The 23,273-nt window shown below is 58.1% G+C and carries 17 protein-coding genes; 14 read left to right on the top strand and 3 right to left on the bottom strand.

The window, feature by feature from the left end:
- Positions 1-803 precede the first annotated feature (803 nt).
- The gene (locus KDX30_RS27290; protein ID WP_231678026.1) at positions 804-1,262 is read left to right on the top strand and encodes an REP-associated tyrosine transposase; all 459 of its coding nucleotides are present in this window, start codon (positions 804-806) and stop codon (positions 1,260-1,262) included.
- 311 nt (positions 1,263-1,573) lie between these two features.
- Here the strand turns inward: KDX30_RS27290 and gbdR are convergent, their stop codons facing one another.
- The gene (gene gbdR, locus KDX30_RS27285; RefSeq protein WP_027899603.1) at positions 1,574-2,677 is read right to left on the bottom strand and encodes a choline metabolism transcriptional regulator GbdR; all 1,104 of its coding nucleotides are present in this window, start codon (positions 2,675-2,677) and stop codon (positions 1,574-1,576) included.
- A gap of 1,003 nt (positions 2,678-3,680) precedes the next feature.
- Between gbdR and KDX30_RS27280 the strand changes: the two genes are divergently transcribed.
- The 12 genes from KDX30_RS27280 to yccS all read left to right on the top strand — a co-directional run bounded on the left by KDX30_RS27280 (position 3,681) and on the right by yccS (position 21,239).
- On the top strand, positions 3,681-4,628 hold the full coding sequence (locus KDX30_RS27280; protein ID WP_027899604.1) for a choline ABC transporter substrate-binding protein: 948 nt from the start codon (positions 3,681-3,683) through the stop codon (positions 4,626-4,628).
- Positions 4,629-4,695: 67 nt separating this feature from the next.
- Positions 4,696-5,541, top strand: a complete 846-nt coding sequence (gene choW, locus KDX30_RS27275; RefSeq protein WP_027899605.1) for a choline ABC transporter permease subunit — start codon at positions 4,696-4,698, stop codon at positions 5,539-5,541.
- Positions 5,538-6,716 carry a choline ABC transporter ATP-binding protein gene (choV, locus tag KDX30_RS27270; RefSeq protein WP_122707429.1) on the top strand — a complete coding sequence of 393 codons (1,179 nt, stop codon included), beginning with the start codon at positions 5,538-5,540 and terminating at the stop codon, positions 6,714-6,716. The genes choW and choV overlap by 4 nt, the downstream gene beginning before the upstream one ends.
- A 267-nt stretch (positions 6,717-6,983) precedes the next feature.
- Positions 6,984-7,577: a transcriptional regulator BetI gene (betI, locus tag KDX30_RS27265; protein WP_027898231.1), complete on the top strand. Its 594-nt coding sequence runs from the start codon at positions 6,984-6,986 to the stop codon at positions 7,575-7,577.
- Between the two features lie 114 nt (positions 7,578-7,691).
- Positions 7,692-9,164, top strand: coding sequence for a betaine-aldehyde dehydrogenase (betB, locus tag KDX30_RS27260; RefSeq protein ID WP_231678025.1), 1,473 nt, complete (start codon positions 7,692-7,694; stop codon positions 9,162-9,164).
- Between the two features lie 186 nt (positions 9,165-9,350).
- Positions 9,351-11,054 (top strand): choline dehydrogenase, encoded by a 1,704-nt coding sequence (gene betA / locus KDX30_RS27255; protein WP_231678024.1) that lies wholly within the window; start codon positions 9,351-9,353, stop codon positions 11,052-11,054.
- Positions 11,055-11,416: 362 nt separating this feature from the next.
- Positions 11,417-12,859 (top strand): TldD/PmbA family protein, encoded by a 1,443-nt coding sequence (locus KDX30_RS27250; protein WP_231678023.1) that lies wholly within the window; start codon positions 11,417-11,419, stop codon positions 12,857-12,859.
- Positions 12,859-14,184 carry a TldD/PmbA family protein gene (locus tag KDX30_RS27245; RefSeq protein ID WP_231678022.1) on the top strand — a complete coding sequence of 442 codons (1,326 nt, stop codon included), beginning with the start codon at positions 12,859-12,861 and terminating at the stop codon, positions 14,182-14,184. The genes KDX30_RS27250 and KDX30_RS27245 overlap by 1 nt, the downstream gene beginning before the upstream one ends.
- A 170-nt stretch (positions 14,185-14,354) precedes the next feature.
- Positions 14,355-15,764, top strand: coding sequence for a multidrug transporter subunit MdtD (gene mdtD / locus KDX30_RS27240; RefSeq protein ID WP_231678021.1), 1,410 nt, complete (start codon positions 14,355-14,357; stop codon positions 15,762-15,764).
- A gap of 203 nt (positions 15,765-15,967) precedes the next feature.
- The gene (gene dbpA, locus KDX30_RS27235; RefSeq protein WP_099268057.1) at positions 15,968-17,347 is read left to right on the top strand and encodes an ATP-dependent RNA helicase DbpA; all 1,380 of its coding nucleotides are present in this window, start codon (positions 15,968-15,970) and stop codon (positions 17,345-17,347) included.
- Between the two features lie 111 nt (positions 17,348-17,458).
- Positions 17,459-18,637, top strand: coding sequence for a BaiN/RdsA family NAD(P)/FAD-dependent oxidoreductase (locus KDX30_RS27230; protein WP_231678020.1), 1,179 nt, complete (start codon positions 17,459-17,461; stop codon positions 18,635-18,637).
- A gap of 400 nt (positions 18,638-19,037) precedes the next feature.
- Positions 19,038-21,239, top strand: a complete 2,202-nt coding sequence (gene yccS / locus KDX30_RS27225; protein ID WP_231678019.1) for a YccS family putative transporter — start codon at positions 19,038-19,040, stop codon at positions 21,237-21,239.
- Here yccS and KDX30_RS27220 read toward each other — a convergent pair.
- Positions 21,220-21,957 carry a substrate-binding periplasmic protein gene (locus tag KDX30_RS27220; protein ID WP_231678027.1) on the bottom strand — a complete coding sequence of 246 codons (738 nt, stop codon included), beginning with the start codon at positions 21,955-21,957 and terminating at the stop codon, positions 21,220-21,222. The genes yccS and KDX30_RS27220 overlap by 20 nt on opposite strands.
- A 266-nt stretch (positions 21,958-22,223) precedes the next feature.
- Here KDX30_RS27220 and KDX30_RS27215 point away from each other — a divergent pair, with 266 nt between their 5' ends.
- Positions 22,224-22,682, top strand: a complete 459-nt coding sequence (locus KDX30_RS27215; RefSeq protein WP_027898394.1) for a GNAT family N-acetyltransferase — start codon at positions 22,224-22,226, stop codon at positions 22,680-22,682.
- Positions 22,683-22,685: 3 nt separating this feature from the next.
- Here the strand turns inward: KDX30_RS27215 and KDX30_RS27210 are convergent, their stop codons facing one another.
- Positions 22,686-22,982: a winged helix-turn-helix domain-containing protein gene (locus KDX30_RS27210; protein WP_122394878.1), complete on the bottom strand. Its 297-nt coding sequence runs from the start codon at positions 22,980-22,982 to the stop codon at positions 22,686-22,688.
- Between the last annotated feature and the right edge of the window lie 291 nt (positions 22,983-23,273).

Raw genomic sequence — 23,273 nt, 5'->3', positions numbered from 1 at the left:
CCTTCGCGAATGAATTCGCTCCCACCTCTAGATAGTCAACCGGGCTCAATTTCCGGAATCTGGCAGAGCCCCTGTGGGAGTGAATTCATTCACGAAGGGTCGGTACACCCTATACATCTCCATCGCCCGACATGCCGCTTTCGCGAATGAATTCGCTCCCACCTCTAGATAGTCAACCGGGCTCAATTTCCGGAATCTGGCAAAGCCCCTGTGGGAGTGAATTCATTCACGAAGGGGTCGGTACATCCGACACGTACCTAACGCCTGTCATGCCGTCTTCGCGAATGAATTCGCTCCCACCTCTAGATAGTCAACCGGGCTCAATTTCCGGAATCTGGCAAAGCTCCTGTGGGAGTAAATTGATTCACGAAGGGTCGGTACATCCGATACATCTCCATCACCCGACATGCCGCCTTCGCGAATGAATTCGCTCCCACCTCTAGATAGTCAACCGGGCTCAATTTCCGGAATCTGGCAAAGCCCCTGTGGGAGTGAATTCATTCGCGAGGCGTTGGTACATCCGATACATCTCCATCGCCCGATATGCCGCCTTCGCGAATGAATTCGCTCCCACCTCTAGATAGTCAACCGGGCTCAATTTCCGGAATCTGGCAAAGCCCCTGTGGGAGCGAATTCATTCGCGAGGCGTTGGTACATCCGATACATCTCCATCGCCCGACATGCCGCCTTCGCGAATGAATTCGCTCCCACTTTGTAATTCTTCGGCAAGGTTTAGGAGAGGTAACCGGGGCCCGAGGACGGTAAGTTAGAGCGCAGGTTTTACAATCAGGCGGAGGGCAAGGATGCCTACTCGAGGTAGCTCATCCCATTTACGCATAGGCCGTTTCTCTGAGGCCGGGCGCATATACATGATTACCACTACGACTGAAAATCGATATCCAGTTTTTGAAGACTGGCAGCTTGGGCGACTTTTGGTGTGTGAATTCAGACGAGCCGAAACTCAAGGTCTGGCGACATCACTAGCGTGGGTCGTTATGCCAGATCATTTCCACTGGCTGCTTGAACTCCAGCAAGGCTCTTTGGCATCTCTCATCAAGCAGGTGAAAGCCAGCAGCGCAGTTGCAATCAATCGGGTTTCTGGCAAAAAAGGTCGCTTCTGGCAAACAGGCTTCCATGACCAAGCACTCAGGAGAGACGAAGACCTGCAAAAACTCGCCCGCTATATCGTGGCCAACCCGCTGAGAGCTGGCCTGGTCAAGCACATTGGTGACTATCCGCTATGGGATGCAGTCTGGATATGAACCCATCAACACAAAGCCCTGAGGGACTTCATTCGCGAGGCGTCGGTACATCCGATACATCTCCATCGCCCGACATGCCGCCTTCGCGAATGAATTCGCTCCCACCTCTAGATAGTCAACCGGGCTCAATTTCCGGAATCTGGCAGAGCCCCTGTGGGAGTGAATTCATTCACGAAGGGTCGGTACATCCGATACATCTCCATCGCCCGACATGCCGCCTTCGCGAATGAATTCGCTCCCACCTCTAGATAGTCAACCGGGCTCGATTTGTCGGCGTCAGGCAAAGCCTTGGGGGATACCAATAAAGCCTGTTACAACCTCACGCTCGCAAACGTCGACTCATTCCTGGCCTGGCTCAATGCCGACAATGGGCCGGACAGCGGTGCGAGGACCATGGCTTGCGGGATTGGCATCATGGCGACTTGCTGGGTGGTGTTGGAACCTACGCGCTCGTCACGCGGCGGGATGCCGAAGTACTCGCGGTAGCACTTGGAGAAGTGCGGCGTCGATACAAAGCCGCACACCGAGGCGACCTCAATGATCGACATCGGCGTTTGCTTAAGCAGCTGCCGGGCACGGATCAGGCGCAATTTGAGGTAATAGCGCGACGGCGAGCAATGCAGGTATTTCTGGAACAAGCGCTCCAGCTGACGCCGGGAAACAGCGACATAAACCGCCAGTTCATCAAGGTCAATGGGCTCTTCAAGGTTGGCTTCCATCAGCGCAACGATTTCCTGCAGCTTCGGCTGATTGGTGCCAAGCATGTGCTTGAGCGGCACACGCTGGTGATCTTGCTCGTTACGAATGCGCTCGTAGACGAACATTTCAGAAATGGCGGCCGACAGTTCACGACCATGATCACGGCTGATCAGGTGCAGCATCATGTCCAGTGGCGCGGTGCCGCCCGAGCTTGTAAAGCGGTTGCGGTCCAGGGTGAACAGGCGAGTACTCATGGCCACACGGGGGAAGGCTTCCTGCATCGAGGCCAGACATTCCCAGTGCACGCTGCAATCAAAACCATCGAGTAGACCCGCACACGCCAGCGCCCAACTGCCGGTGCATACGGCGCCGAGACGCTTGGACTGACGCGCCTGGCTCTGCAGCCAGCTGACGTGTTCACGAGTCACCGTGCGCTGAATGCCCACGCCGCCGCAGACAATCACCGTGTCCATCGCCGGGGCCTTGTGCATGGCCGCGTCGGGAGTGATTTGCAGGCCATCGCTGGCCCAGACCTGACCGCCGTCGGCACTCAGTGTGGTCCAGCGATACAATTCGCGACCTGACAACTGGTTCGCCATACGCAGAGGCTCAACCGCTGATGCGAGGGATATCAGAGTGAAGTTATCCAGCAGCAGAAAGCCTATGGATTGTGGTGCGCGATTCTGGGGTTGGGCCCCGGAGTTGAACGATGTCATCACAGTATCTCCTCACTAAGCGGTTGGAGGCCTCAGGCGGAGGCTCTTGTTATTGCCCCATACGAAGCAGGGCTTTGTGATGACAACGCAAATGCCATGCCTAAAGTTGAATGGCTATTCAATAACCCCTGAAAACGACGTCGCGATGCGTCTAGTCAGCAGCGACCTGAGTTGTCGATTAGCGACGTCCACACTTGTTGCGACCCGCGCTGTGCATGGCAGTTGAGCAATTCGGTAGCACTTGTGTGCCGGGATCCAAGAGGGATGTATCAGGATGTCACTCAACGCACGGCACAGCACAGATCCAGTGCCGACGAGACGTAGCACTGCGCCATGTTTAAGGGCTTGCGCGCCAAAAGGTGGCGGTCATCGGGGTGGGTGTTCGATAAGTGCGCACCTTTCAATCCAGCCCATCGTATGCCTTTGCGGGAACTGTCGAAGGCTGCGAATGGATTGTCATGCCGACAGCTGTTTCGCAGCCTTCGGCAGCTCCTACAGAGACTGATAAGCGTCGGCTGGGGAACATAACACCCAAATGAACATCCAAAACCACCGTGATGAGTGGTTTAAGGGCTAACGGCAAGCGCTGCTGCGACTGCTACGCTCTTGCTGTTACCTGCCGTGGTGCGCACATCATCAGGCATTTGCAACGCCTGTGGCACCTCGTAACGACACGCACATCCCCACCAACGTCGCCCGTGATTCGCTGAGTCCCGGTGCGATGGCTTATGCCGGTTTTAGCTGCGTTCGCGCGGTAAAAGAGACCTTACGGCATGGAAAAAACCTGTAAGCGACGTCACCGACACTGGATACGACGCCCTGTGTACTGGTTACGACGCCCCCTGTAGGCGTTTGATTTTTGCTGTTACATGATCGGTATCGACTCGTTCGCCAGCGCAGTGGAAGAGCCTTGATCAAACGCCTTGTACTTCAGCCGAAAAAAACACCAACCGTGTCAGCTCGCGAAGCTGATGACGAGAAAAAACACCAAGGGAGTCCATTTATGAAAGGTTCTAAATCGTTGCTACTGGCTGTTGCGCTGGGCTTACCAATGCTGGCGCAAGCCGCCGAGCCCGAGCAGTGCAGTACGGTCAACTTTTCGGATGTCGGCTGGACAGACATCACTGTCACCACCGCCGTCACCAGCGCCGTTCTCGAATCCCTCGGCTACAAAACCAAAACCACGATGATTTCCGTGCCCGTGACTTACAAGTCCCTGGCCGATGGCAAGAACATGGACGTGTTCCTTGGGAACTGGATGCCGACCATGGAAAACGACATCAAGCCTTATCGTGATGCAGGCACCGTCGAGACCATTCGCGCCAACCTCGAGGGCGCCAAATACACCCTCGCCGTCCCTGAAGAGCTATATAACAAAGGCCTGAAAGATTTCGCCGATATTGCCAAGTTCAAGAAAGAACTGGACGGCAAAATCTATGGCATCGAGCCTGGCAACGACGGCAATCGTCTGATCCAGAGCATGATCGACAAGAATGCTTTCGGCCTGAAAGACGCCGGTTTCAAAGTCGTTGAATCCAGCGAAGCAGGCATGCTCTCCCAGGTTGACCGCGCCCAACGCCGCAAGACCGCCGTGGTCTTCCTGGGCTGGGAGCCGCACCCGATGAACAACCGTTTCAAGATGAAGTACCTGACGGGTGGCGACGAGTATTTCGGTCCTAACTTCGGCCAGGCCACCATCTTCACCAACACCCGCAAGGGCTACGCCCAGGAATGCAGCAACGTTGGCCAACTGCTGAAAAACCTGTCGTTCACCCTCGACATGGAAAGCACGCTGATGGGCAAGGTTCTGGACGACAAGCAGAAGCCTGACGCCGCCGCCAAAGCCTGGCTCAAAGCCAACCCGCAAGTGCTCGATACCTGGCTGGCTGGCGTGACCACCATCGACGGCAAGCCTGGCCTGGAGGCAGCAAAAGCCAAGCTGACAAAGTAAGCAGACAGGCAGGCGGGTACGCCCGCCTGTTGTCCCCCTTTCCCCCCGCAAGCGGACAATCGATACCATGCTGACAGATCATAAAATCCCCTTAGGCGAGTACATCGCGGCCTTCGTAGACTGGCTGACCCAACACGGTGCCAGCACTTTCGATGCAATCGCGTCATCGCTTGAAACCATGATCCACGGCCTGACGTTTGCGCTGACTTGGTTCAACCCCTTCGTGCTGATCGGCCTGATCGCCCTCCTCGCGCACTTCATCCAGCGCAAATGGGGCCTGACCGCGTTCGTCGTCGCGTCGTTTCTGCTGATCCTCAATCTGGGCTACTGGGATCAAACCCTGGAGACCCTGGCACAAGTGCTGTTCGCGACCTTCGTCTGCGTCATCATCGGCGTGCCGCTGGGCATTGTTGCCGCGCACAAACCGATGTTCTACACCGTGATGCGACCGGTGCTGGATTTGATGCAAACCGTACCGACCTTTGTTTACCTGATCCCTACCCTGACGCTGTTCGGCCTGGGCGTAGTGCCCGGTCTGATTTCAACGGTGGTCTTCGCCATTGCTGCGCCGATCCGCCTGACGTATCTGGGTATCCGTGATGTACCCCATGAATTGCTCGATGCCGGTAAAGCCTTTGGCTCGTCGCGTCGTCAACTGCTGACGCGTATCGAACTGCCTTACGCCATGCCTAGCATCGCCGCCGGTATTACCCAGTGCATCATGCTGTCGTTGTCGATGGTGGTGATTGCCGCACTGGTGGGCGCCGATGGTCTGGGCAAACCCGTGGTCAACGCATTGAATACTGCTGACATCTCCCAAGGCTTCGAAGCAGGCCTGGCGATCGTATTGCTGGCAATCATGCTCGACCGTATCTGCAAACAACCCGAAGCAAAAGTGAGGGCTGACGCATGAGCATTATCAAATTCGATAACGTCGACGTTATCTTTGCCAATGATCCTCGCGAGGCACTCAAGCTGCTGGATGAAGGCTTGACCCGTGATCAGATCCTGAAGAAAACCGGCCAGATCGTCGGCGTCGAAAAAGCCACTCTGGACATTGAGAAAGGCGAAATCTGCGTATTGATGGGCCTGTCCGGTTCGGGCAAATCCAGCCTGCTGCGCTGCATCAACGGCCTCAACACCGTGAGCCGCGGCGCACTGTATGTCGAGCACGAAGGCTCGCAAATCAACATCGCCAACTGCACACCCGCAGAGCTGAAACTGATGCGCACCAAGCGTATCGCCATGGTCTTCCAGAAGTTCGCCCTGATGCCTTGGCTGACGGTGCGCGAGAACATCAGCTTTGGTCTGGAAATGCAGGGCCGACCCGAGAAAGAACGCCGCAAGCTGGTGGACGAAAAACTCGAACTGGTTGGCCTGACTCAGTGGCGCAACAAGAAGCCCGATGAACTCTCTGGCGGCATGCAGCAACGCGTTGGCCTGGCGCGTGCGCTGGCAATGGATGCCGACATTCTGTTGATGGACGAGCCGTTTTCGGCCCTTGACCCGCTGATCCGCCAAGGCTTGCAGGATGAGCTGCTGGCCCTGCAGAGCAAGCTGAATAAAACCATCGTGTTCGTCAGCCACGATCTGGACGAAGCGCTCAAGCTGGGCAGCCGGATCGCGATCATGAAAGACGGCCGCATCGTGCAGTACAGCGTGCCGGAGCAGATCGTGCTAAACCCTGCCGATGAGTACGTTCGTACCTTCGTCGCCCACACCAACCCGCTCAACGTGCTGTGCGGTCGAAGCCTCATGCGCACGCTGGATAACTGCACCCGGGTCAACGGCTCGGTGTGTCTGGACCCAAGCGTGGATTCGTGGCTCGAACTGGCCGAAGGCAACACCATCAAAGGTGCACGCCAGGGTGCCGGTCAACTCGACCTGCAAAACTGGGCACCGGGCCAACCGATGGACACCCTGGACCGCAAACCGACGCTGGTGCACTCCAACATCGGCATGCGCGACGCCCTGCAGATTCGTTATCAGACGGGTAACAAGCTGGTGCTGCAGGATGGCAACCAGGTGGTCGGGATATTGGGGGACAGTGAGTTGTATCACGCGCTATTAGGTAAAAATTTGGGGTAGCAGCCAAATACTGTAGGAGCGCGCTTGCCCGCGATGGCGGTGTGTCAAGCACCTGATCTGTCGCAGACGGAACGCAATCGCGGGCAAGCGCGCTCCTACAGAGCAACTCCATCCCAAAGACATTTCATAGCGTCACACACGTGCATTTACAAAGCTTTCCGCACGCCCATCATTTTTTATTGATTGAACGTTCAATAAAAAATCTTTAGACTGGCTGAGCCTTTTCAGGGCAGAGCGATCAGTCAGGCGAATCAGGAGATTTAGTGAATGCCCAAGGTCGGTATGCAACCCATACGCCGTCAGCAGTTGATCCAGGCCACGCTTACTGCGGTCGATCAAGTCGGTATGGGCGACGCCAGCATTGCGCTGATTGCTCGTCTGGCAGGCGTCTCGAACGGCATCATCAGCCACTACTTTCAGGACAAGAACGGCCTGATCGCAGCCACCATGCGCCACCTGATGAATGCCTTGATCGTGAACGTACGTGAACGTCGTCACGCCCTCACCGATGACAGCCCAAGGGCGCATCTGCAAGTGATCATCGAGGGCAACTTCGACGCCAGCCAGGTCAACGGCCCGGCAATGAAAACCTGGCTGGCCTTCTGGGCTACCAGCATGCATCACCCGTCATTGCACAGGTTGCAGCGGATCAACGATCACCGCCTGTATTCGAACCTGTGCTGTCAGTTCCGCCGCGTACTGGCACCGGAGCAAGCGCGTAGCGCGGCCCGCGGTCTTGCGGCACTGATCGACGGTTTATGGCTGCGCGGCGCGCTGTCGGGCGATGAGTTCGACACCGATCAGGCGCTGCAGATTGCCTACGAATACATGGATTTCCAACTGGCGAAAGCGGTGAGCTGAAACGTTTCACATTTGATGAGGCGAGCACCGAACGACTGCAACACGGCGTTGCCCAATCCGACACGGCAACCTGACGTCAGTCATCGCCAGCCACTCTGAATTTGCGAGGACTTTATGGCCCGTTTCGAACAGCAAAAACTTTACATCCACGGCGGCTATGTAGACGCCACCAGCAATGCGACCTTCGACGCCATCAACCCGGCCAACGGTGAGCTTTTGGCTCAGGTCCAGCGCGCCTCGAAAGAAGACGTTGAACGCGCCGTAGTCAGCGCCGAAAAAGGCCAGAAGATCTGGGCCGAAATGACCGCCATGGAGCGCTCACGCATCCTGCGCCGTGCTGTGGATATCCTGCGCGAACGCAACGATGAGCTGGCTGCACTGGAAACCCTGGACACCGGCAAAGCCTTCTCTGAAACCAAATACGTCGACATCGTGACCGGTGCTGATGTGCTTGAATATTACGCAGGCCTGGTACCCGCCATCGAAGGCGAGCAGATTCCGCTGCGCACCTCCTCGTTCGTTTACACCCGCCGCGAGCCGTTGGGCGTGGTTGCCGGTATCGGCGCCTGGAACTACCCGATCCAGATCGCTTTGTGGAAGTCCGCTCCGGCACTGGCTGCCGGTAATGCGATGATCTTCAAGCCGAGCGAAGTCACTTCGCTGACCACCTTGAAGCTGGCCGAAATCTACACCGAAGCAGGCGTGCCGGATGGCGTGTTCAACGTACTGCCAGGCACCGGCGCTGAAGTCGGCAGCTGGCTGACCGAGCACCCGCGCATCGAGAAAATCTCGTTCACCGGCGGCGTGCAAACCGGCAAGAAAGTCATGGCCAGCGCTTCGGGTTCGTCCCTGAAAGAAGTGACCATGGAACTGGGCGGCAAATCGCCGCTGATCATCTTCGACGACGCCGATCTGGATCGCGCTGCCGACGTTGCGATGATGGCCAACTTCTACAGCTCCGGCCAGGTCTGCACCAACGGCACTCGGGTCTTCGTACCCAACGCGTTGAAGAGCGCGTTTGAAGCAAAAATCCTGGAGCGCGTGAAGCGCATCCGTATCGGCGACCCGGAAGACGAAAATACCAATTTCGGTCCGCTGGTGAGCTTCGCCCACATGGAAAACGTGCTGGGCTACATCGCTTCCGGCAAAGAGCAAGGCGCACGCTTGCTGGCCGGTGGCGAGCGACTGACTGAAGGTGAACTGGCCAAGGGCGCTTATGTCGCGCCAACGGTTTTCACTGATTGCACTGACGACATGAAAATCGTCCAGGAAGAAATCTTCGGCCCGGTGATGAGCATCCTCGGTTACGACACTGAAGAAGAAGTCATCCGCCGCGCCAACGACACTGATTTCGGTCTGGCGGCAGGCATCGTCACCAAAGACCTGAACCGCGCTCACCGCGTGATTCACCAGCTTGAAGCCGGCATTTGCTGGATCAACGCCTGGGGCGAGTCCGACGCAAAAATGCCGGTCGGCGGCTACAAGCAGTCCGGTGTAGGTCGCGAAAACGGCATCAGCTCGCTGGCGCAGTACACGCGGATCAAGTCCGTTCAGGTTGAGTTGGGCGATTACGCTTCCGTTTTCTAAGTTCGCCGATCGTGGTCTGGGCGGACGCCTTCGCGGATGAATCCGCTCCCACAGGGAAATGCAGTACATCTGTGGGAGCGAATTCATTCGCGAAGGGGGCCTTCCAGCTAGCGAACATGCATGGGGTGCAAGGGGTCGAGCGCTCAACGCTCCCCCGCTCCACAACTTTTCAAAGAGGGTGCAGTAATGTCCCAGGAATTCGATTACATCATCATCGGCGCAGGTTCGGCCGGTAACACCTTGGCAGCCCGTCTCACCGAGGACGCAGGCGTCACCGTTCTGCTGCTGGAAGCCGGCGGCCCGGACTATCGTCTGGATTTCCGTACACAAATGCCGGCTGCTCTGGCATTCCCGCTTCAGGGCCGTCGCTACAACTGGGCCTACGAAACCGATCCAGAGCCACACATGGGCGGTCGTCGTATGGAATGCGGTCGCGGCAAAGGCCTCGGCGGCTCTTCGCTGATCAACGGCATGTGCTACATCCGCGGCAACGCGATGGACTACGATGGCTGGGCGAAGAACCCGGGTCTCGAAGACTGGACCTACGCTGACTGCCTGCCGTATTTCCGCAAGGCAGAAACCCGTGACATCGGCGCCAACGACTACCATGGCGGCGACGGTCCGGTCAGTGTGACCACGCCAAAAGCCGGCAACAATCCACTGTTCCACGCCATGGTAGAAGCCGGTGTGCAAGCCGGTTACCCGCGCACCGATGACCTCAACGGCTATCAGCAGGAAGGCTTTGGTCCAATGGACCGCACCGTAACGCCTAAAGGCCGCCGCGCCAGCACCGCTCGCGGTTATCTGGATGAAGCCAAGAAGCGTTCGACCCTGACCATCGTCACTCACGCGCTGACTGATCGAATCCTGTTCGACGGCAAGAAAGCCGTGGGCGTGAGCTACCTGGTCGGCGACAGCGATGCACGCATCGAAGCTAAAGCGCGTAAAGAAGTCTTGCTGTGCAGCGGCGCTATTGCTTCGCCACAGATTCTGCAACGCTCCGGCGTAGGCCCGGCTGAAGTCCTGAACGCGCTGGATATCCCTGTGGTTCATGACCTGCCGGGCGTCGGTCAGAATCTTCAGGATCACCTGGAAATGTACCTGCAATATGCGTGCACTCAGCCAGTGTCGCTGTACCCATCCCTGCAGTGGTGGAACCAGCCTGCCATTGGTGCAGAGTGGATGTTCCTCGGCACCGGCATCGGCGCCAGTAACCAGTTCGAAGCGGGCGGTTTCATCCGTTCCAGCGAAGAATTCGAATGGCCGAATATTCAGTACCACTTTCTGCCGGTAGCGATTAACTACAACGGCACCAAGGGCGTTCAGGAGCATGGTTTCCAGGCTCACGTAGGCTCCATGCGTTCGCCAAGTCGCGGTCGTGTGCAGGTCAAATCGAAGAACCCGCGTGACTACCCGAGCATCCTGTTCAACTACATGGCCAGCGAGCAGGACTGGCAGGAATTCCGTGACGGCATTCGCCTGACCCGGGAAATCATGCAGCAGCCTGCGCTTGATCAGTACCGTGGCCGTGAAATCAGCCCCGGCATTGAAGTGCAGTCCGATGAAGACCTCGACACGTTCATCCGTGAACACGCCGAGACGGCTTATCACCCATCCTGCTCGTGCAAAATGGGCACCGATGAAATGGCCGTGGTCGATGGTGAAGGCCGCGTGCATGGCATGCAGAGCCTGCGCGTTGTCGATGCGTCGATCATGCCGCTGATTACCACCGGCAACCTGAACGCACCAACGATCATGATCGCCGAGAAAATCGCCGACAAGATACGCGGCCGCGCTCCGCTGCCACGCAGCACTGCGGATTACTTCGTGGCGGGTGACAAGCCAGCACGTGGCAAGCCGGTGCGGGAAGTGAGCCGTACTGCGCAGTAAAATTTGAAATACGTTACCTGTGGGAGACTCAATGTCTCCCCATGAAACTCAGTGATACCGCAGCCGATCCCACTGGATGGCTCAGAACCTGTGGGAGCTGGGCTTGCCCGCGATAAGAACGCCGCGACCTGAAGTGTGAACCGCGTCAGCCTTATCGCGAGCAAGCTCAGCTCCCACAACATCGCCCTTCCCCGCGCTTGATCCCGACATGGCCACAGGCCTAATCTAGCGCCATCCTGCATTGTTGCGGCTCGCGGCTGAAGCCGCTCCTACGACGAATGCAGAACCCGTAGGAGCGGCTTCAGCCGCGAGCCGCAACAACGCCCAAATCCCCCGCTTCACCCGAACAAGGATGATTCTGCATGTTCGATTTTTCCGCTCAGCTCAAGCAGCGGTTTACCGCCCTGCAGAGCTGCGCCCAGTTCTTTTCCGTGCGTTACGTCCGCCAGACCAGCCAGCACCTGTGCGTGCGCAAGAACGTCGCGGAACCGCCGCATTTGAGTTCAGACGAAGGCGCGATGCTGACCGTGCGCCTCAATGGCGTCGAAGCTTACGCAGCAACCCGGGACCTTTCGCAACGGGGTCTGCAAGCCGCCCTGGAACAGGCCGAAGCCCACGCCCGCAGGCTCGCCCCTCACGCACTTCTGAACCTCAGCGATCAACCCGTTGCGACCGCGCAGGCTGACTACTTGTCGCCACATTTGCAGGACGCCTTCCCGCCCCTGAGCGATTGCCTGCAGCTGCTGATGAACGAATCCGGCGCCGTGCCCAAAGACGAGCGACTGGTGAACTGGCAAGTCACGCTGGGTCTGGAAAACGTCGAGCAGATTTACCTGAACAACGCAGGCGCACAGATTCGTCGGGCGCAGCGCTTTGTCTATCCCGGCATGACCGTCACCGCCTACGACGGCAGTGATAGCCAGACCCGCAGCCTGGGCCGTGACAACTTCGGCCAGCAAGGCGGCGCGGAAGTGATCGCCAACTGCGGACTGATAGGCGCGGCCAGCAAAGTCGCTGACCAGGCTCTGCAACTGATCATGGCTCCCAACACACCTAACGGCCCTCGCGACCTGCTGTTGACGCCGGACCAGATGATCCTGCAAATCCATGAGTCCATCGGCCACCCGCTGGAGCTGGATCGGATCCTCGGTGACGAGCGCAATTACGCTGGCACCAGTTTTGTGAAGGCCAGTGACTTCGGCCATCTGCAATACGGTTCTGAATTGCTCAACGTGACCTTCGACCCGGACATCCCCGAGCAGTTGGCGAGCTACAGCCATGACGACGACGGCACGCCCGCCAGCAAGCAGTTCCTGATTCGCAAAGGTGTGCTGGAAAGACCGTTGGGCGGCGCACTGTCGCAATACCGCGCTGACTTGCCAGGCGTTGCCAACAGCCGCGCGTGCAACTGGAATCGTCCGCCGATTGATCGTATGGCCAACCTCAACATCGAGCCTGGGGATAAGTCCCTCGACCAGTTGATCGGCAACATCGAGCACGGCGTGCTGATGTCCACCAACCGCTCGTGGTCCATCGACGACGCGCGCAACAAATTCCAGTTCGGTTGTGAGTGGGGCCAGTTGATCGAGAACGGCGAGCTCAAGGGCGTGGTGAAGAACCCGAATTACCGGGCGATTTCCGCGCAGTTCTGGAAAAACCTCAGCGCCGTGGGCGACGCCAGCACCTTCAAGGTGTTGGGCACGCCCAACTGCGGCAAAGGCGAACCCAATCAAGTGGTACGCGTGGGCCATGCCTCGCCCGCCTGTGTGTTCAAGCAAGTCGATGTATTCGGAGGGGATGCCTGATGTCGCATCAACAGCAGTTTCAGGCACTGGTTGCAACGCTCAATGGCGCCATCAGCGATCAAGAACGCTTCACCCTCGCCTACAACGCCGAGGAGTCGGATTTCATTCGTTTCAATCACGCCAAGGTGCGTCAGGTCGGCCACGTACAGCAGGCCAGCGTGACCCTCAAACTGATCGACGACGAGCGCCACGCCGACTTGCAACTGACCCTCAGCGGCGACGGTCAACTGGATCGTCAGCGTTTGAGCGAGGCACTGCAGCAGTTACGGGAAACCGTGGCGCTGCTGCCGAAAGATCCGTACCTCAAACCCAACACCGAAGCCTGGCAAAGCACCAATGTTCAAGACGTGCCCTTGCCGGACAGTGAGCATGTGGTCGGTCAAATTGCTGACCTTGGTGAAGGTCTTGATCTGGTCGGGTTCTATGCCGCGGGTCCGCTGTATCGCGGTTTCGCCAGTTCATGGGGCGCGTTTGGCTGGCATGAGGCCAACAGCTTCAATTTCGACTGGAGTCTGTTTCACGAAAACGGTCAGGCGGTCAAAGCCAACTATGCGGGGCACGACTGGAGCGACGAAGGTTTCGCGCGTCGTTTCGAGCTGGCTCGTGAGCAACTGGAGCTTCTCGGCAGACCTCTGAAAACCCTCGCGCCGGGTCAATACCGTGCGTATCTGGCTCCGGCCGCCATGGATGAAATCATGGGCATGCTGTGTTGGGGCGGTTTCTCCGCGCAGTCGCTGGCGAACAAGACCAGCCCGCTGCAACGGCTGTACAGCGGCGATGCTCAGTTCAGCCCGCTGGTGAGCCTCGACGAGCAGGTCAGCGGTTCATTGTCGCCTGCGTTTTCCGGCGAAGGCTATCCACGTCGGGACCTGACGTTGATTCGTGAAGGCAAAGGCGTCGATCAGTTGGTCGGTTCTGCCAGTGCGGCCGAATATGGCTTGACGGCCAACGGCGCGGAGCCCTGGGAAGCGCCGAACTCGCTGAGCATGGCGGCGGGGAGCCTGGAACTGGAGCAGATTCTAGAGAGGATCGGTACCGGGCTGTACATCGGCAACCTCTGGTACTTGAACTACTCCGACCAGCCTGCTGCGCGCCTGACCGGCATGACGCGCTTTGCGACGTTCTGGGTCGAAGACGGCAAGATCCAGGCCCCGGTCAGCACCATGCGTTTTGACGACAGCGCCTACAGCCTGCTGGGCAGCGCACTGGAAGATTTGACCAAAGAGCGGGAACTGATTCTGTCCACGAGTACCTATAGTGAGCGCCAGACAGCTTCCAGCCAGCTACCCGGTGCGTTAATCAGCAAGTTGACGTTGACGCTTTAAAAATACATACCACCACGGGGTCAACGGTTGGAACCGGTCCCCTGTGGGAGCGAATTTATTCGCGAAGGCGTTGGAACAGACGACAGATATGCATCGGATGTACTGGCCTCTTCGCGAATGAATTCGCTCCCACTAGTCTCCCAAGGTAGAACGCCTCAACAAGGACCCACATGCCGACCACTACCCCGCTTCTGGATGAAAAAACCCTTCGCTGGCTGCCTTGGGTAGTCGCTATCGCGTTCTTCATGCAGAGTCTGGACGGCACGATTCTCAATACCGCGCTGCCCTCCATGGCCCGCTCGCTCGCAGAAGATCCGCTGCGCATGCAATCGGTGGTCATCGCTTACATGCTGACCATCGCCCTGTTGATTCCTGCCTCAGGCTGGATCGCTGACCGGTTTGGTATCAAGCAGATTTTCTTCAGTGCGATCCTGCTCTTCAGCTTTGGCTCGCTGCTGTGCGCCATTTCCAACTCATTGGGCATGCTGGTGGGCGCACGGATCATTCAAGGTCTGGGCGGCGCGCTGATGCTGCCCATCGGACGCTTGATCGTATTACGCGCCTACCCACGTTCCGAGCTGGTTAGGATCATGAGCTTCATCACCCTGCCCGGCCTTTTGGGTCCCCTGATGGGCCCGACCATGGGCGGCTGGATGGTTGAATACCTGAGCTGGCACTGGATCTTCCTGATCAACATTCCGGTAGGCATCCTCGGCTGCTGGGCCGTGCACCACTTCATCCCGAACCTGCAAGGCGGCGGTCGTACGAAGTTCGACGGTATCGGTTTCGCGCTGTTTGGCGCGTCGATGGTGCTGATCACGATTGCCCTGGAGGGCCTTGGCGAATTGCATCTGCCGCACTTGCGGGTGGTGCTGCTGTTGTTCGCAGGCTTCGGTTGTCTGGCCGCGTATTGGCTGCGCGCCGGGCACGTCGAGTCGCCACTCTTCTCGCCGTCACTGTTTCGCACTCGCACCTTCGCGGTAGGTATTCTCGGCAACCTGTTCGCCCGATTGGGCAGCGGAGCCCTGCCGTTTCTCATGCCCCTGTTGCTGCAAGTAGCGCTGGGTTATTCGCCGTCACAAGCGGGGATGAGCATGTTGCCACTGGCCGCTGCTGCGATGTTCGCCAAGTCGGTGGCGCGCTGGCTGATCGAGCGGCTGGGTTATCGAATGATCCTCACTGGCAACACGCTGATGCTGGGGATTCTGCTGTCGAGCATCGCCCTGGTGGACGCGCAAACGCCTTACTGGTTACTGCTGGTGCATCTGGGCTTGCTGGGCGCGGTCAACTCGTTGCAATTCACCGCGATGAACACCGTCACTCTGATCGATCTGGACGACGCCAGCGCGGCCAGCGGCAACAGCTTGCTGTCGGTAGTGGCGCAACTGTCCCTGAGCTTCGGCGTGGCGTGCGCGGCAGCGTTGCTGGGCGGCTTTACCGAACAGGTATCGACCGGCGAAGTGAGCAGCGTGCTGGGCGCGTTCCAGCTGACCTTCCTGACCGTAGGGGTGATGGCGATGCTGGCGGCGGGGATATTTCTGCAGTTGCCGTCCCGAGGAGCTAAACCGGCGGCGACTTGAAATACAACCCATGTGGGAGCGGTGCTTGCCCGCGATAAGGTTTAGGTGATCTACCTGCAGAATCGAGATGTCCTTATCGCGGGCAAGCACCGTTCCCACAGGGTTCATACCAACCTGAGCAACAATGCCACCCGGCGGGAGCACGCCTGATGGCCACGTGACCTGATACACTGCGCGACATTTTGTTTTGCAGGCTCTTTACCGTGACTAACACCGCTTTCAATACTTTGCCCCTGTCCGCTCCCATGTTGGCTAACCTGGAGTCCCTTGGTTATGCCGAAATGACGCCGATTCAGGCGCAGAGCCTGCCGGTGATTCTCAAGGGTATGGACCTGATCGCTCAGGCCAAAACCGGTAGCGGCAAGACCGCTGCGTTCGGTATCGGCCTGCTCAACCCGATCAACCCACGCTACTTCGGCTGTCAGGCACTGGTGCTGTGTCCGACCCGTGAGCTGGCTGATCAGGTCGCCAAGGAAATCCGTCGCCTGGCCCGTTCGGAAGACAACATCAAGGTCCTGACCCTGTGTGGCGGCGTGCCGTTTGGCCCGCAGATCGGCTCGCTGGAGCACGGCGCGCACATCATCGTCGGTACTCCGGGTCGCATTCAGCAGCATTTGCGCAAAGGCTCACTGGTGCTGGATGGCCTGAACACGCTGATCCTCGACGAAGCGGACCGCATGCTGGACATGGGCTTCTACGACGCCATCGCCGACATCATCGAGCAGACTCCGAAGAAGCGTCAGACGCTGCTGTTCTCCGCCACTTATCCGGTGGGCATCAAGCAGCTATCGTCCAAGTTCATGCGCGACCCGCAGACCGTCAAAGTTGAAGCGCTGCACGCCGACAGCCAGATCGAGCAGATTTTCTACGAAATCTCCCCTGAAGATCGTCTCGACGCCGTCGTGAAAGTCCTCGGTCATTTCCGTCCGCAATCCTGCGTTGCGTTCTGCTTCACCAAGCAGCAGTGCCAGGAAGTGGTCGATCACCTGACTGCCAAAGGCATTTCCGCCGTCGGCCTGCATGGCGATCTGGAACAGCGTGACCGTGATCAGGTGCTCGCGATGTTCGCCAACCGCAGTACGTCGGTACTGGTTGCGACTGACGTTGCAGCCCGTGGTCTGGACATTGATGCGCTGGACATGGTGATCAACGTCGAACTGGCGCGTGATTCGGAGATGCACATTCACCGCGTCGGCCGTACCGGTCGTGCGGGTGAAAAAGGTGTTGCGGTCAGCCTTGTCGCCCCATCGGAAAGCCAGCGCGCCCGCGCCATTGAAGAACTCCAGAAAGCTTCGTTGCGCTGGGAACAGCTCGACAGCCTGAAGAACGCTGGCGGCTCGCAACTGATCCCGACCATGAGCACGCTGTGCATCGGTTCGGGCCGTAAGGACAAGCTGCGTCCGGGCGACATTCTGGGCGCACTGACGGGCGAAGCCGGTATTCCGGGTGCCCAGGTGGGCAAGATCGCGATCTTCGATTTCCAGGCGTATGTGGCTGTTGAACGCAGCGTAGCCAAGCAAGCGCTGGAGCGCTTGAACAACGGCAAGATCAAAGGCAAATCGCTGCGCGTCCGGATTTTGTAAGAACCAGCAAAAAGCTTCGCGAATAAATTCGCTCCCACAGGTGTTCCGCGATCCCCTGTGGGAGCGAATTCATTCGCGAAGGCGTCACTTCAGACACCCGAGGAAATCGCTTTGCCCGTTACTGACGTTGTGATCATCGGCGCTGGCGCCGCAGGTTTGATGTGCGCGCTGACCGCTGCTGGCCGTGGCCGCAAGGTGATGCTGATCGATCATGCCAACAAGCCTGGCAAGAAGATCCTCATGTCCGGTGGTGGGCGCTGCAATTTCACCAACATGTATACCGAGCCGAGCAACTTCCTCTCGCAGAACACGCACTTCTGCAAGTCGGCGCTCGCGCGATACACCCAGTGGGATTTCATCGGTCTGGTGGGCAAACACGGCGTGCCGTATCACGAGAAAAAGCTCGGTCAGCTGTTCTGCGACAACAAGTCCAGCGACATTCTCGAAATGCTCCTCGACGAATGCAGGCAGGCCGGTGCCAGCCTGCACATGGACACGTCCGTGCAGCAGATCGAGAAAACCGAAACGGGTTATAAGCTGACCACGACGCTGGGCACGATCAACTGTGAATCACTGGTCATCGCCACAGGAGGCTTGTCGATCCCGACTCTAGGCGCGACCGGTTTTGGTTATCAGGTAGGCAAGCAGTTCGGCCACACCTTGCTGCCGACGCGCGCCGGGCTGGTGCCGTTCACCATCACCGACCAGCTCAAAGAGCTGTGCACCGAGTTGTCCGGCACATCGGTGGATTGCCTGGTCAGTTGCAACGACACGAGCTTCCGCGAAAACATCCTTTTCACCCACCGTGGCCTCAGCGGCCCGGCGATTTTGCAGATTTCTTCGTTCTGGCATCCTGGCGATGCGGTGGAAATCAACCTTCTGCCTGACCACGACGTAGCGAGCTGGCTCAACGAGCAACAGACCGAACGGCCCAACAGCGAACTGAAAACCCTGCTGGGGGAAATCTTCACCAAGAAGATGGCCAACCTGATTGCCGAGCAATGGTTTGTGTCCAAACCGATGAAGCAGTACACCCATGCCGAACTGGCCGACATCGCCACAAAGCTGGCGTCCTGGCAGGTCGTACCGGCAGGGACGGAAGGTTACCGCACCGCCGAGGTAACGCTGGGCGGGATTGATACGCGGGAAGTGTCCTCCAAAACGATGGAATCCCTGAAATCACCGGGGCTGTATTTTGTCGGTGAAGTGCTGGACGTCAGCGGGCATCTGGGCGGCTTCAACTTCCAGTGGGCCTGGGCCTCGGGGTATGCGGCTGCGCAGTTTGTTTAATGACTGGAGTGCGATTTAATCCTTGTGGGAGTGGTCCCGGTATCCCTGACACCGCGCTGTCGCGCAGCAAACGGGTGACCTGTAGGAGCCAACTTGTTGGCGAGACGTCGGACCCGAATCGTCAGAAATTCCGCTTCGCCAACAAGTTAGCTCCTACAAGGTCCGCGTTTCAAATCCATTATTGGAGTGATGTTTGATAGGAGCTGAGCTTGCTCGCGATAAGGCTGGACGCAATTCACTTTAGATCGCGTCCAGCCTTATCGCGAGCAAGCTCAGCTCCCACAGTTTTTAACCTCTACATCCAGCTTCACCGAATAAATCTCGCCAACCGGATGTACAGATGCGGCCAAGGCCTGTACATATCCACTTCAGCATTGATCAATCGTGAAACAGCTCCTTTATGGCATCGAAATCTCTTCGTCATACCTTCCGCCGTCTGTGGGCGCTGGATAAGTTCAGTTACAGCGTTCGCGTCTTCATTGCGCTGACCGGCAGCATGGCGCTGTGCTGGTATCAGAACGAAATGGGCCTGCTGATTCCGCTGTTTCTGGGAATTATCGCCTGCGCCCTGGCCGAGACCGATGACAGCTGGCAAGGCCGTCTCAACGCACTGGCGGTGACGCTGGTGTGTTTCAGCATTGCCGCCATGGCCGTTGAGCTGTTGTTTCCCTATCCGTGGATCTTTGCCATATCACTGGCGATTGCCAGTTTTGCGCTGACCATGCTCGGCGCGCTGGGCGAGCGCTATAGCGCGATTGCCTACGGCACCTTGATTCTCTCCGTTTACACCATGATTGGCGTCGATCAGCGGGGCGGCGAAGTGCTGGACTTCTGGCACGAACCGATGCTGCTGGTCGCGGGCGCAGCGTGGTACGGCTTGCTGTCGGTATTGTGGCAAATGCTGTTTTCCAACCAGCCGGTGCAACAGGCCCTGGCGCGGCTGTTTCGCGAACTGGGTCAGTACCTGAAATTGAAATCGAGTCTATTCGAGCCGATTCGCCAACTGGACGTCGAAGCGCGCCGTCTGGAACTGGCCCAGCAAAACGGTCGGGTCGTCGCAGCACTGAACGCCACCAAGGAAATCATTCTGCATCGGGTGGGCAACGGTCGGCCCGGTTCGAAAGTCAGCCGCTACCTGAAGCTTTATTTCATCGCTCAGGACATCCACGAGCGCGCCAGTTCATCGCACTACCCTTACAACTCACTGGCCGATGCCTTTTTCCACAGCGACGTTCTATTCCGCTGTCAGCGCCTCCTGCGGCAGCAGGGCTCGGCCTGTCAGGCCCTGTCAGAGTCGATCCAGCTCCGTCAGCCATTCGTCTACAACGACAGCTTCGCCTATGCGATGGAAGACTTGCGCGCCTCGCTGGAGCATTTGCGCATTCAGAGCAACCCGGCGTGGCGCGGCCTGCTGCGCTCGCTGCGTGCGTTGGCGAACAATCTGGAAACCCTGGACAGGCTGCTCAGCGATGCCAGCAACCCCGATGCCGTGGCCGACGCGACCGACAGCTCCCTGCTGGACCGCTCGCCGCGTACCTTCAAGGACGCCTGGACCCGACTGCGCCTGCAAATGACCCCGACGTCCTTGCTGTTCCGCCATGCTTTACGCCTGCCGCTGGCGCTGGTAGTCGGCTACGCAATGGTGCATTTGATTCATCCATCGCAAGGCTACTGGATCATCCTCACCACGGTATTTGTCTGCCAGCCAAGTTACGGCGCAACACGCCGCAAGCTGGGCCAGCGAATCATTGGCACCGCCATTGGCCTGACCATCGGCTGGGCGCTGTTTGATCTGGTCACCAGCCCGATCCTGCAATCGATGTGTGCGGTGCTGGCGGGCGTGGTGTTCTTCGTCAATCGCACCACGCGTTACACGCTCTCCACTGCGGCAATCACCATCATGGTGTTGTTCTGCTTCAATCAGGTCGGCGACGGCTATGGGCTGTTCCTGCCACGCCTGTTCGATACCCTGCTGGGCAGCCTGATCGCAGGGCTTGCGGTGTTCCTGTTCCTGCCGGACTGGCAAGGTCGAAGGCTGAACAAAGTGCTTGCCAATACTCTGACCTGCAACAGCATTTATCTGCGCCAGATCATGCAGCAATACGCCAAAGGCAAGAGCGACGACCTGGCTTATCGCCTGGCCCGACGTAACGCCCACAACGCCGACGCAGCGCTGTCCACCACACTGGCCAACATGCTGATGGAGCCAGGCCATTTCCGTAAGGAAGCAGACGTTGGTTTTCGTTTTCTGGTGCTCTCGCACACCTTGTTGAGCTATCTGTCAGGGCTGGGCGCGCACCGTGAAACGCAGCTACCGGCCGAAGTCCACGAGCATTTGATCAACGGCGCGGGCACGACGCTGGCGGCCAGTATCGATGAAATCGCCCAAGGCCTCGCCGAGAAGCAGCCGGTGGCGATTCACAGCGACACTGAGGAGGCGCTGGCCACTGAGCTTGAGCTAATGCCTGATGAGCTGGATGAAAGTCAGCGTCTGGTGCAGACCCAACTGGCGCTGATCTGCCGTCAACTGGGGCCGTTGCGGACCCTGGCGGCGCATTTGATCAAGGTGCCGGAGCCTGTCACTACAGACCGTGTCGCTTGAAGATTTCTGCGTAGCTGCCATCGGCTTTCATGGCGGCAATTTCCCGGTTGAAGTCAGCAACGATCCCCTGATGTTTCAGGTTCTTGTGACTGACCAGAATATGCAGGCTGTTTTCGCTCAGTGATTTAGGCAGAAACTGCAACTTGTCACGGGTGCTCTGGGGCTCGGCCGCCAGGTAATAACGCGCGACATATTCGTCTTCCACGGCCAGATCAACACGCCCCGCCACGACCATGCGCAGCGCCATGGAGAAGTTGTTTACCGGCACCTTTTCCAGCAGATCGTCATTATCGAATTCGGCGGAATAGCTGTAGCCCCTGACGACTGCAATGGGCCGCTCGTACAACTGGCTCAGATCCTGAAACTGCACGCTGGAGCGGGCGCGCTTGAGGAAGCGAACGCGATTGAGCAAGTACTCCTCCGAGAAGTCACCGATGCGGGTGCGCTCTTCGCTGAACCAGGCGTTGATCAGCACGTCATACCGCCCCTCCTCCACCCCGAGCAACGCGCGCGCCCACGGCACCTGTTCGTACTCGGTGCTGTATCCGGCACGCTGCAATGCGGTGCTGACCAGATCACTTGCCAGGCCATTATTGAGTAATGAAGCGTCCGTAAAAGGCGGCCAGGCATCGGCCACCAAGCGCAATCTCTCGTCTGCGCTGGCCTGAGTCATCAACAGCAATCCCAGCAAAGCTATGGCTCGTAGCACACACGACATGCTCATCTCCCTGAGACGGGCAACGCCCGGATAATTGCAGCCAATGACCGGGGAAACCGGTGATGGCATGTAGCCTCATTGAAGCTGCATAAAGCCCTTTTCACAACTCACGTTCAGATGACATTACGTGCGGCGCTCCGCAAAACCCTCGAAGGGTTATCGGCAACCCGCACGAAACATTCACAGGCTATTCATTGCAGGGTTTCATTGGGTATCTGACCGGATGAGTTAGTATTCGCTCAACGTTTCTTCACCGAGTCAGCGACATGTCAATTAACTGGATCTGCAAACACCACACCGACCTGAGCAAGGAGCAGCTTTACGCCATCCTGCAATTGCGCGCGGAGGTGTTCGTGGTTGAGCAGCAATGCGTTTATCTGGATGTCGACGGCCAGGATCTGATGGGTGATACCTGCCATTTGATGGCTTGGCAGGAAGACAGGCTGGTTGCCTATTTGCGCCTGCTCGACCCTATTCAACAAGGTGGCGACGTGACCATTGGGCGTGTTGTGACAGCACCCTCGATACGCAGCCGTGGCATTGGTCATGAGCTGATGGAGCAGGCGCTGGAAAACGCAGAGAGAACCTGGCCCGACCAGCCGATCTATCTGTCAGCTCAGGCGCACTTGCAGGGCTATTACGCCCGTTACGGCTTCGAGCCGGTGGGCGATGTGTATCTGGAGGACGAAATTCCCCACATCGGGATGCGCCGCGATCTCGAGTAAGCCTCAGGGGTAACCTAGCACTGCCTTGATCTGTGCCAGATTGCCCGCAATCCAGTTTTTGTCGATCGCACCCCAATCACGAATCCGGTATTGCCCGGCGTGATTGCGGGCGCCGTCGAGCTGCTCGAACTCACACACGATATCCAGATCCGCCAACGCAGCAATCGTGTCCTGCGCGGTACGACGTGGCATGCCGGTCGCGTCGACCAATGCCGGGACGTTACTGGCCAGTTCGCTGTCGATCAGATACGCCACGTACAGGCGGCGATAGAAGCTGGATTTGGTTTTGCTGACGTCCATTGGGTGAAGGCCTTTTATCTTACGGTAAGCGCATGGCGGGTGACTTCCCCGTGGGAGCGAATTCATTCGCGAAGGGGCATGCCTGAAAACCATTCAATGACTGACACACCGCCTTCGCGAATGAATTCGCTCCCACCAGAATGTCGCTAATCCCCAAACCCGCAGGTCGAACTCCAGCGGGTGAAGGCCTTTTATCTTACGGTAAGGGCATGGCGGGTGACTTCCCCGTGGGAGCGAATTCATTCGCGAAGGGGACATGCCTGAAAAACATTCAATGACTGACACACCGCC

The sequence above is a fragment of the Pseudomonas quasicaspiana genome, from assembly GCF_021147825.1.
In the GTDB taxonomy this organism is placed as follows: domain Bacteria; phylum Pseudomonadota; class Gammaproteobacteria; order Pseudomonadales; family Pseudomonadaceae; genus Aquipseudomonas; species Aquipseudomonas quasicaspiana.
The sequence above is the reverse complement of the archived record's forward strand: the minus strand, read 5'-3'. Positions and strand labels throughout refer to the sequence as shown.

What these genes read in the sequence shown, in the direction of transcription:
- KDX30_RS27290 (WP_231678026.1), top strand. Translation starts at nt 804, where the DNA reads ATGCCTACTCGAGGTAGCTCATCCCATTTACGCATAGGCCGTTTCTCT.
- gbdR (WP_027899603.1), bottom strand. Translation starts at nt 2,677, where the DNA reads ATGACATCGTTCAACTCCGGGGCCCAACCCCAGAATCGCGCACCACAA.
- KDX30_RS27280 (WP_027899604.1), top strand. Translation starts at nt 3,681, where the DNA reads ATGAAAGGTTCTAAATCGTTGCTACTGGCTGTTGCGCTGGGCTTACCA.
- choW (WP_027899605.1), top strand. Translation starts at nt 4,696, where the DNA reads ATGCTGACAGATCATAAAATCCCCTTAGGCGAGTACATCGCGGCCTTC.
- choV (WP_122707429.1), top strand. Translation starts at nt 5,538, where the DNA reads ATGAGCATTATCAAATTCGATAACGTCGACGTTATCTTTGCCAATGAT.
- betI (WP_027898231.1), top strand. Translation starts at nt 6,984, where the DNA reads ATGCCCAAGGTCGGTATGCAACCCATACGCCGTCAGCAGTTGATCCAG.
- betB (WP_231678025.1), top strand. Translation starts at nt 7,692, where the DNA reads ATGGCCCGTTTCGAACAGCAAAAACTTTACATCCACGGCGGCTATGTA.
- betA (WP_231678024.1), top strand. Translation starts at nt 9,351, where the DNA reads ATGTCCCAGGAATTCGATTACATCATCATCGGCGCAGGTTCGGCCGGT.
- KDX30_RS27250 (WP_231678023.1), top strand. Translation starts at nt 11,417, where the DNA reads ATGTTCGATTTTTCCGCTCAGCTCAAGCAGCGGTTTACCGCCCTGCAG.
- KDX30_RS27245 (WP_231678022.1), top strand. Translation starts at nt 12,859, where the DNA reads ATGTCGCATCAACAGCAGTTTCAGGCACTGGTTGCAACGCTCAATGGC.
- mdtD (WP_231678021.1), top strand. Translation starts at nt 14,355, where the DNA reads ATGCCGACCACTACCCCGCTTCTGGATGAAAAAACCCTTCGCTGGCTG.
- yccS (WP_231678019.1), top strand. Translation starts at nt 19,038, where the DNA reads ATGGCATCGAAATCTCTTCGTCATACCTTCCGCCGTCTGTGGGCGCTG.
- KDX30_RS27220 (WP_231678027.1), bottom strand. Translation starts at nt 21,957, where the DNA reads ATGTCGTGTGTGCTACGAGCCATAGCTTTGCTGGGATTGCTGTTGATG.
- KDX30_RS27215 (WP_027898394.1), top strand. Translation starts at nt 22,224, where the DNA reads ATGTCAATTAACTGGATCTGCAAACACCACACCGACCTGAGCAAGGAG.
- KDX30_RS27210 (WP_122394878.1), bottom strand. Translation starts at nt 22,982, where the DNA reads ATGGACGTCAGCAAAACCAAATCCAGCTTCTATCGCCGCCTGTACGTG.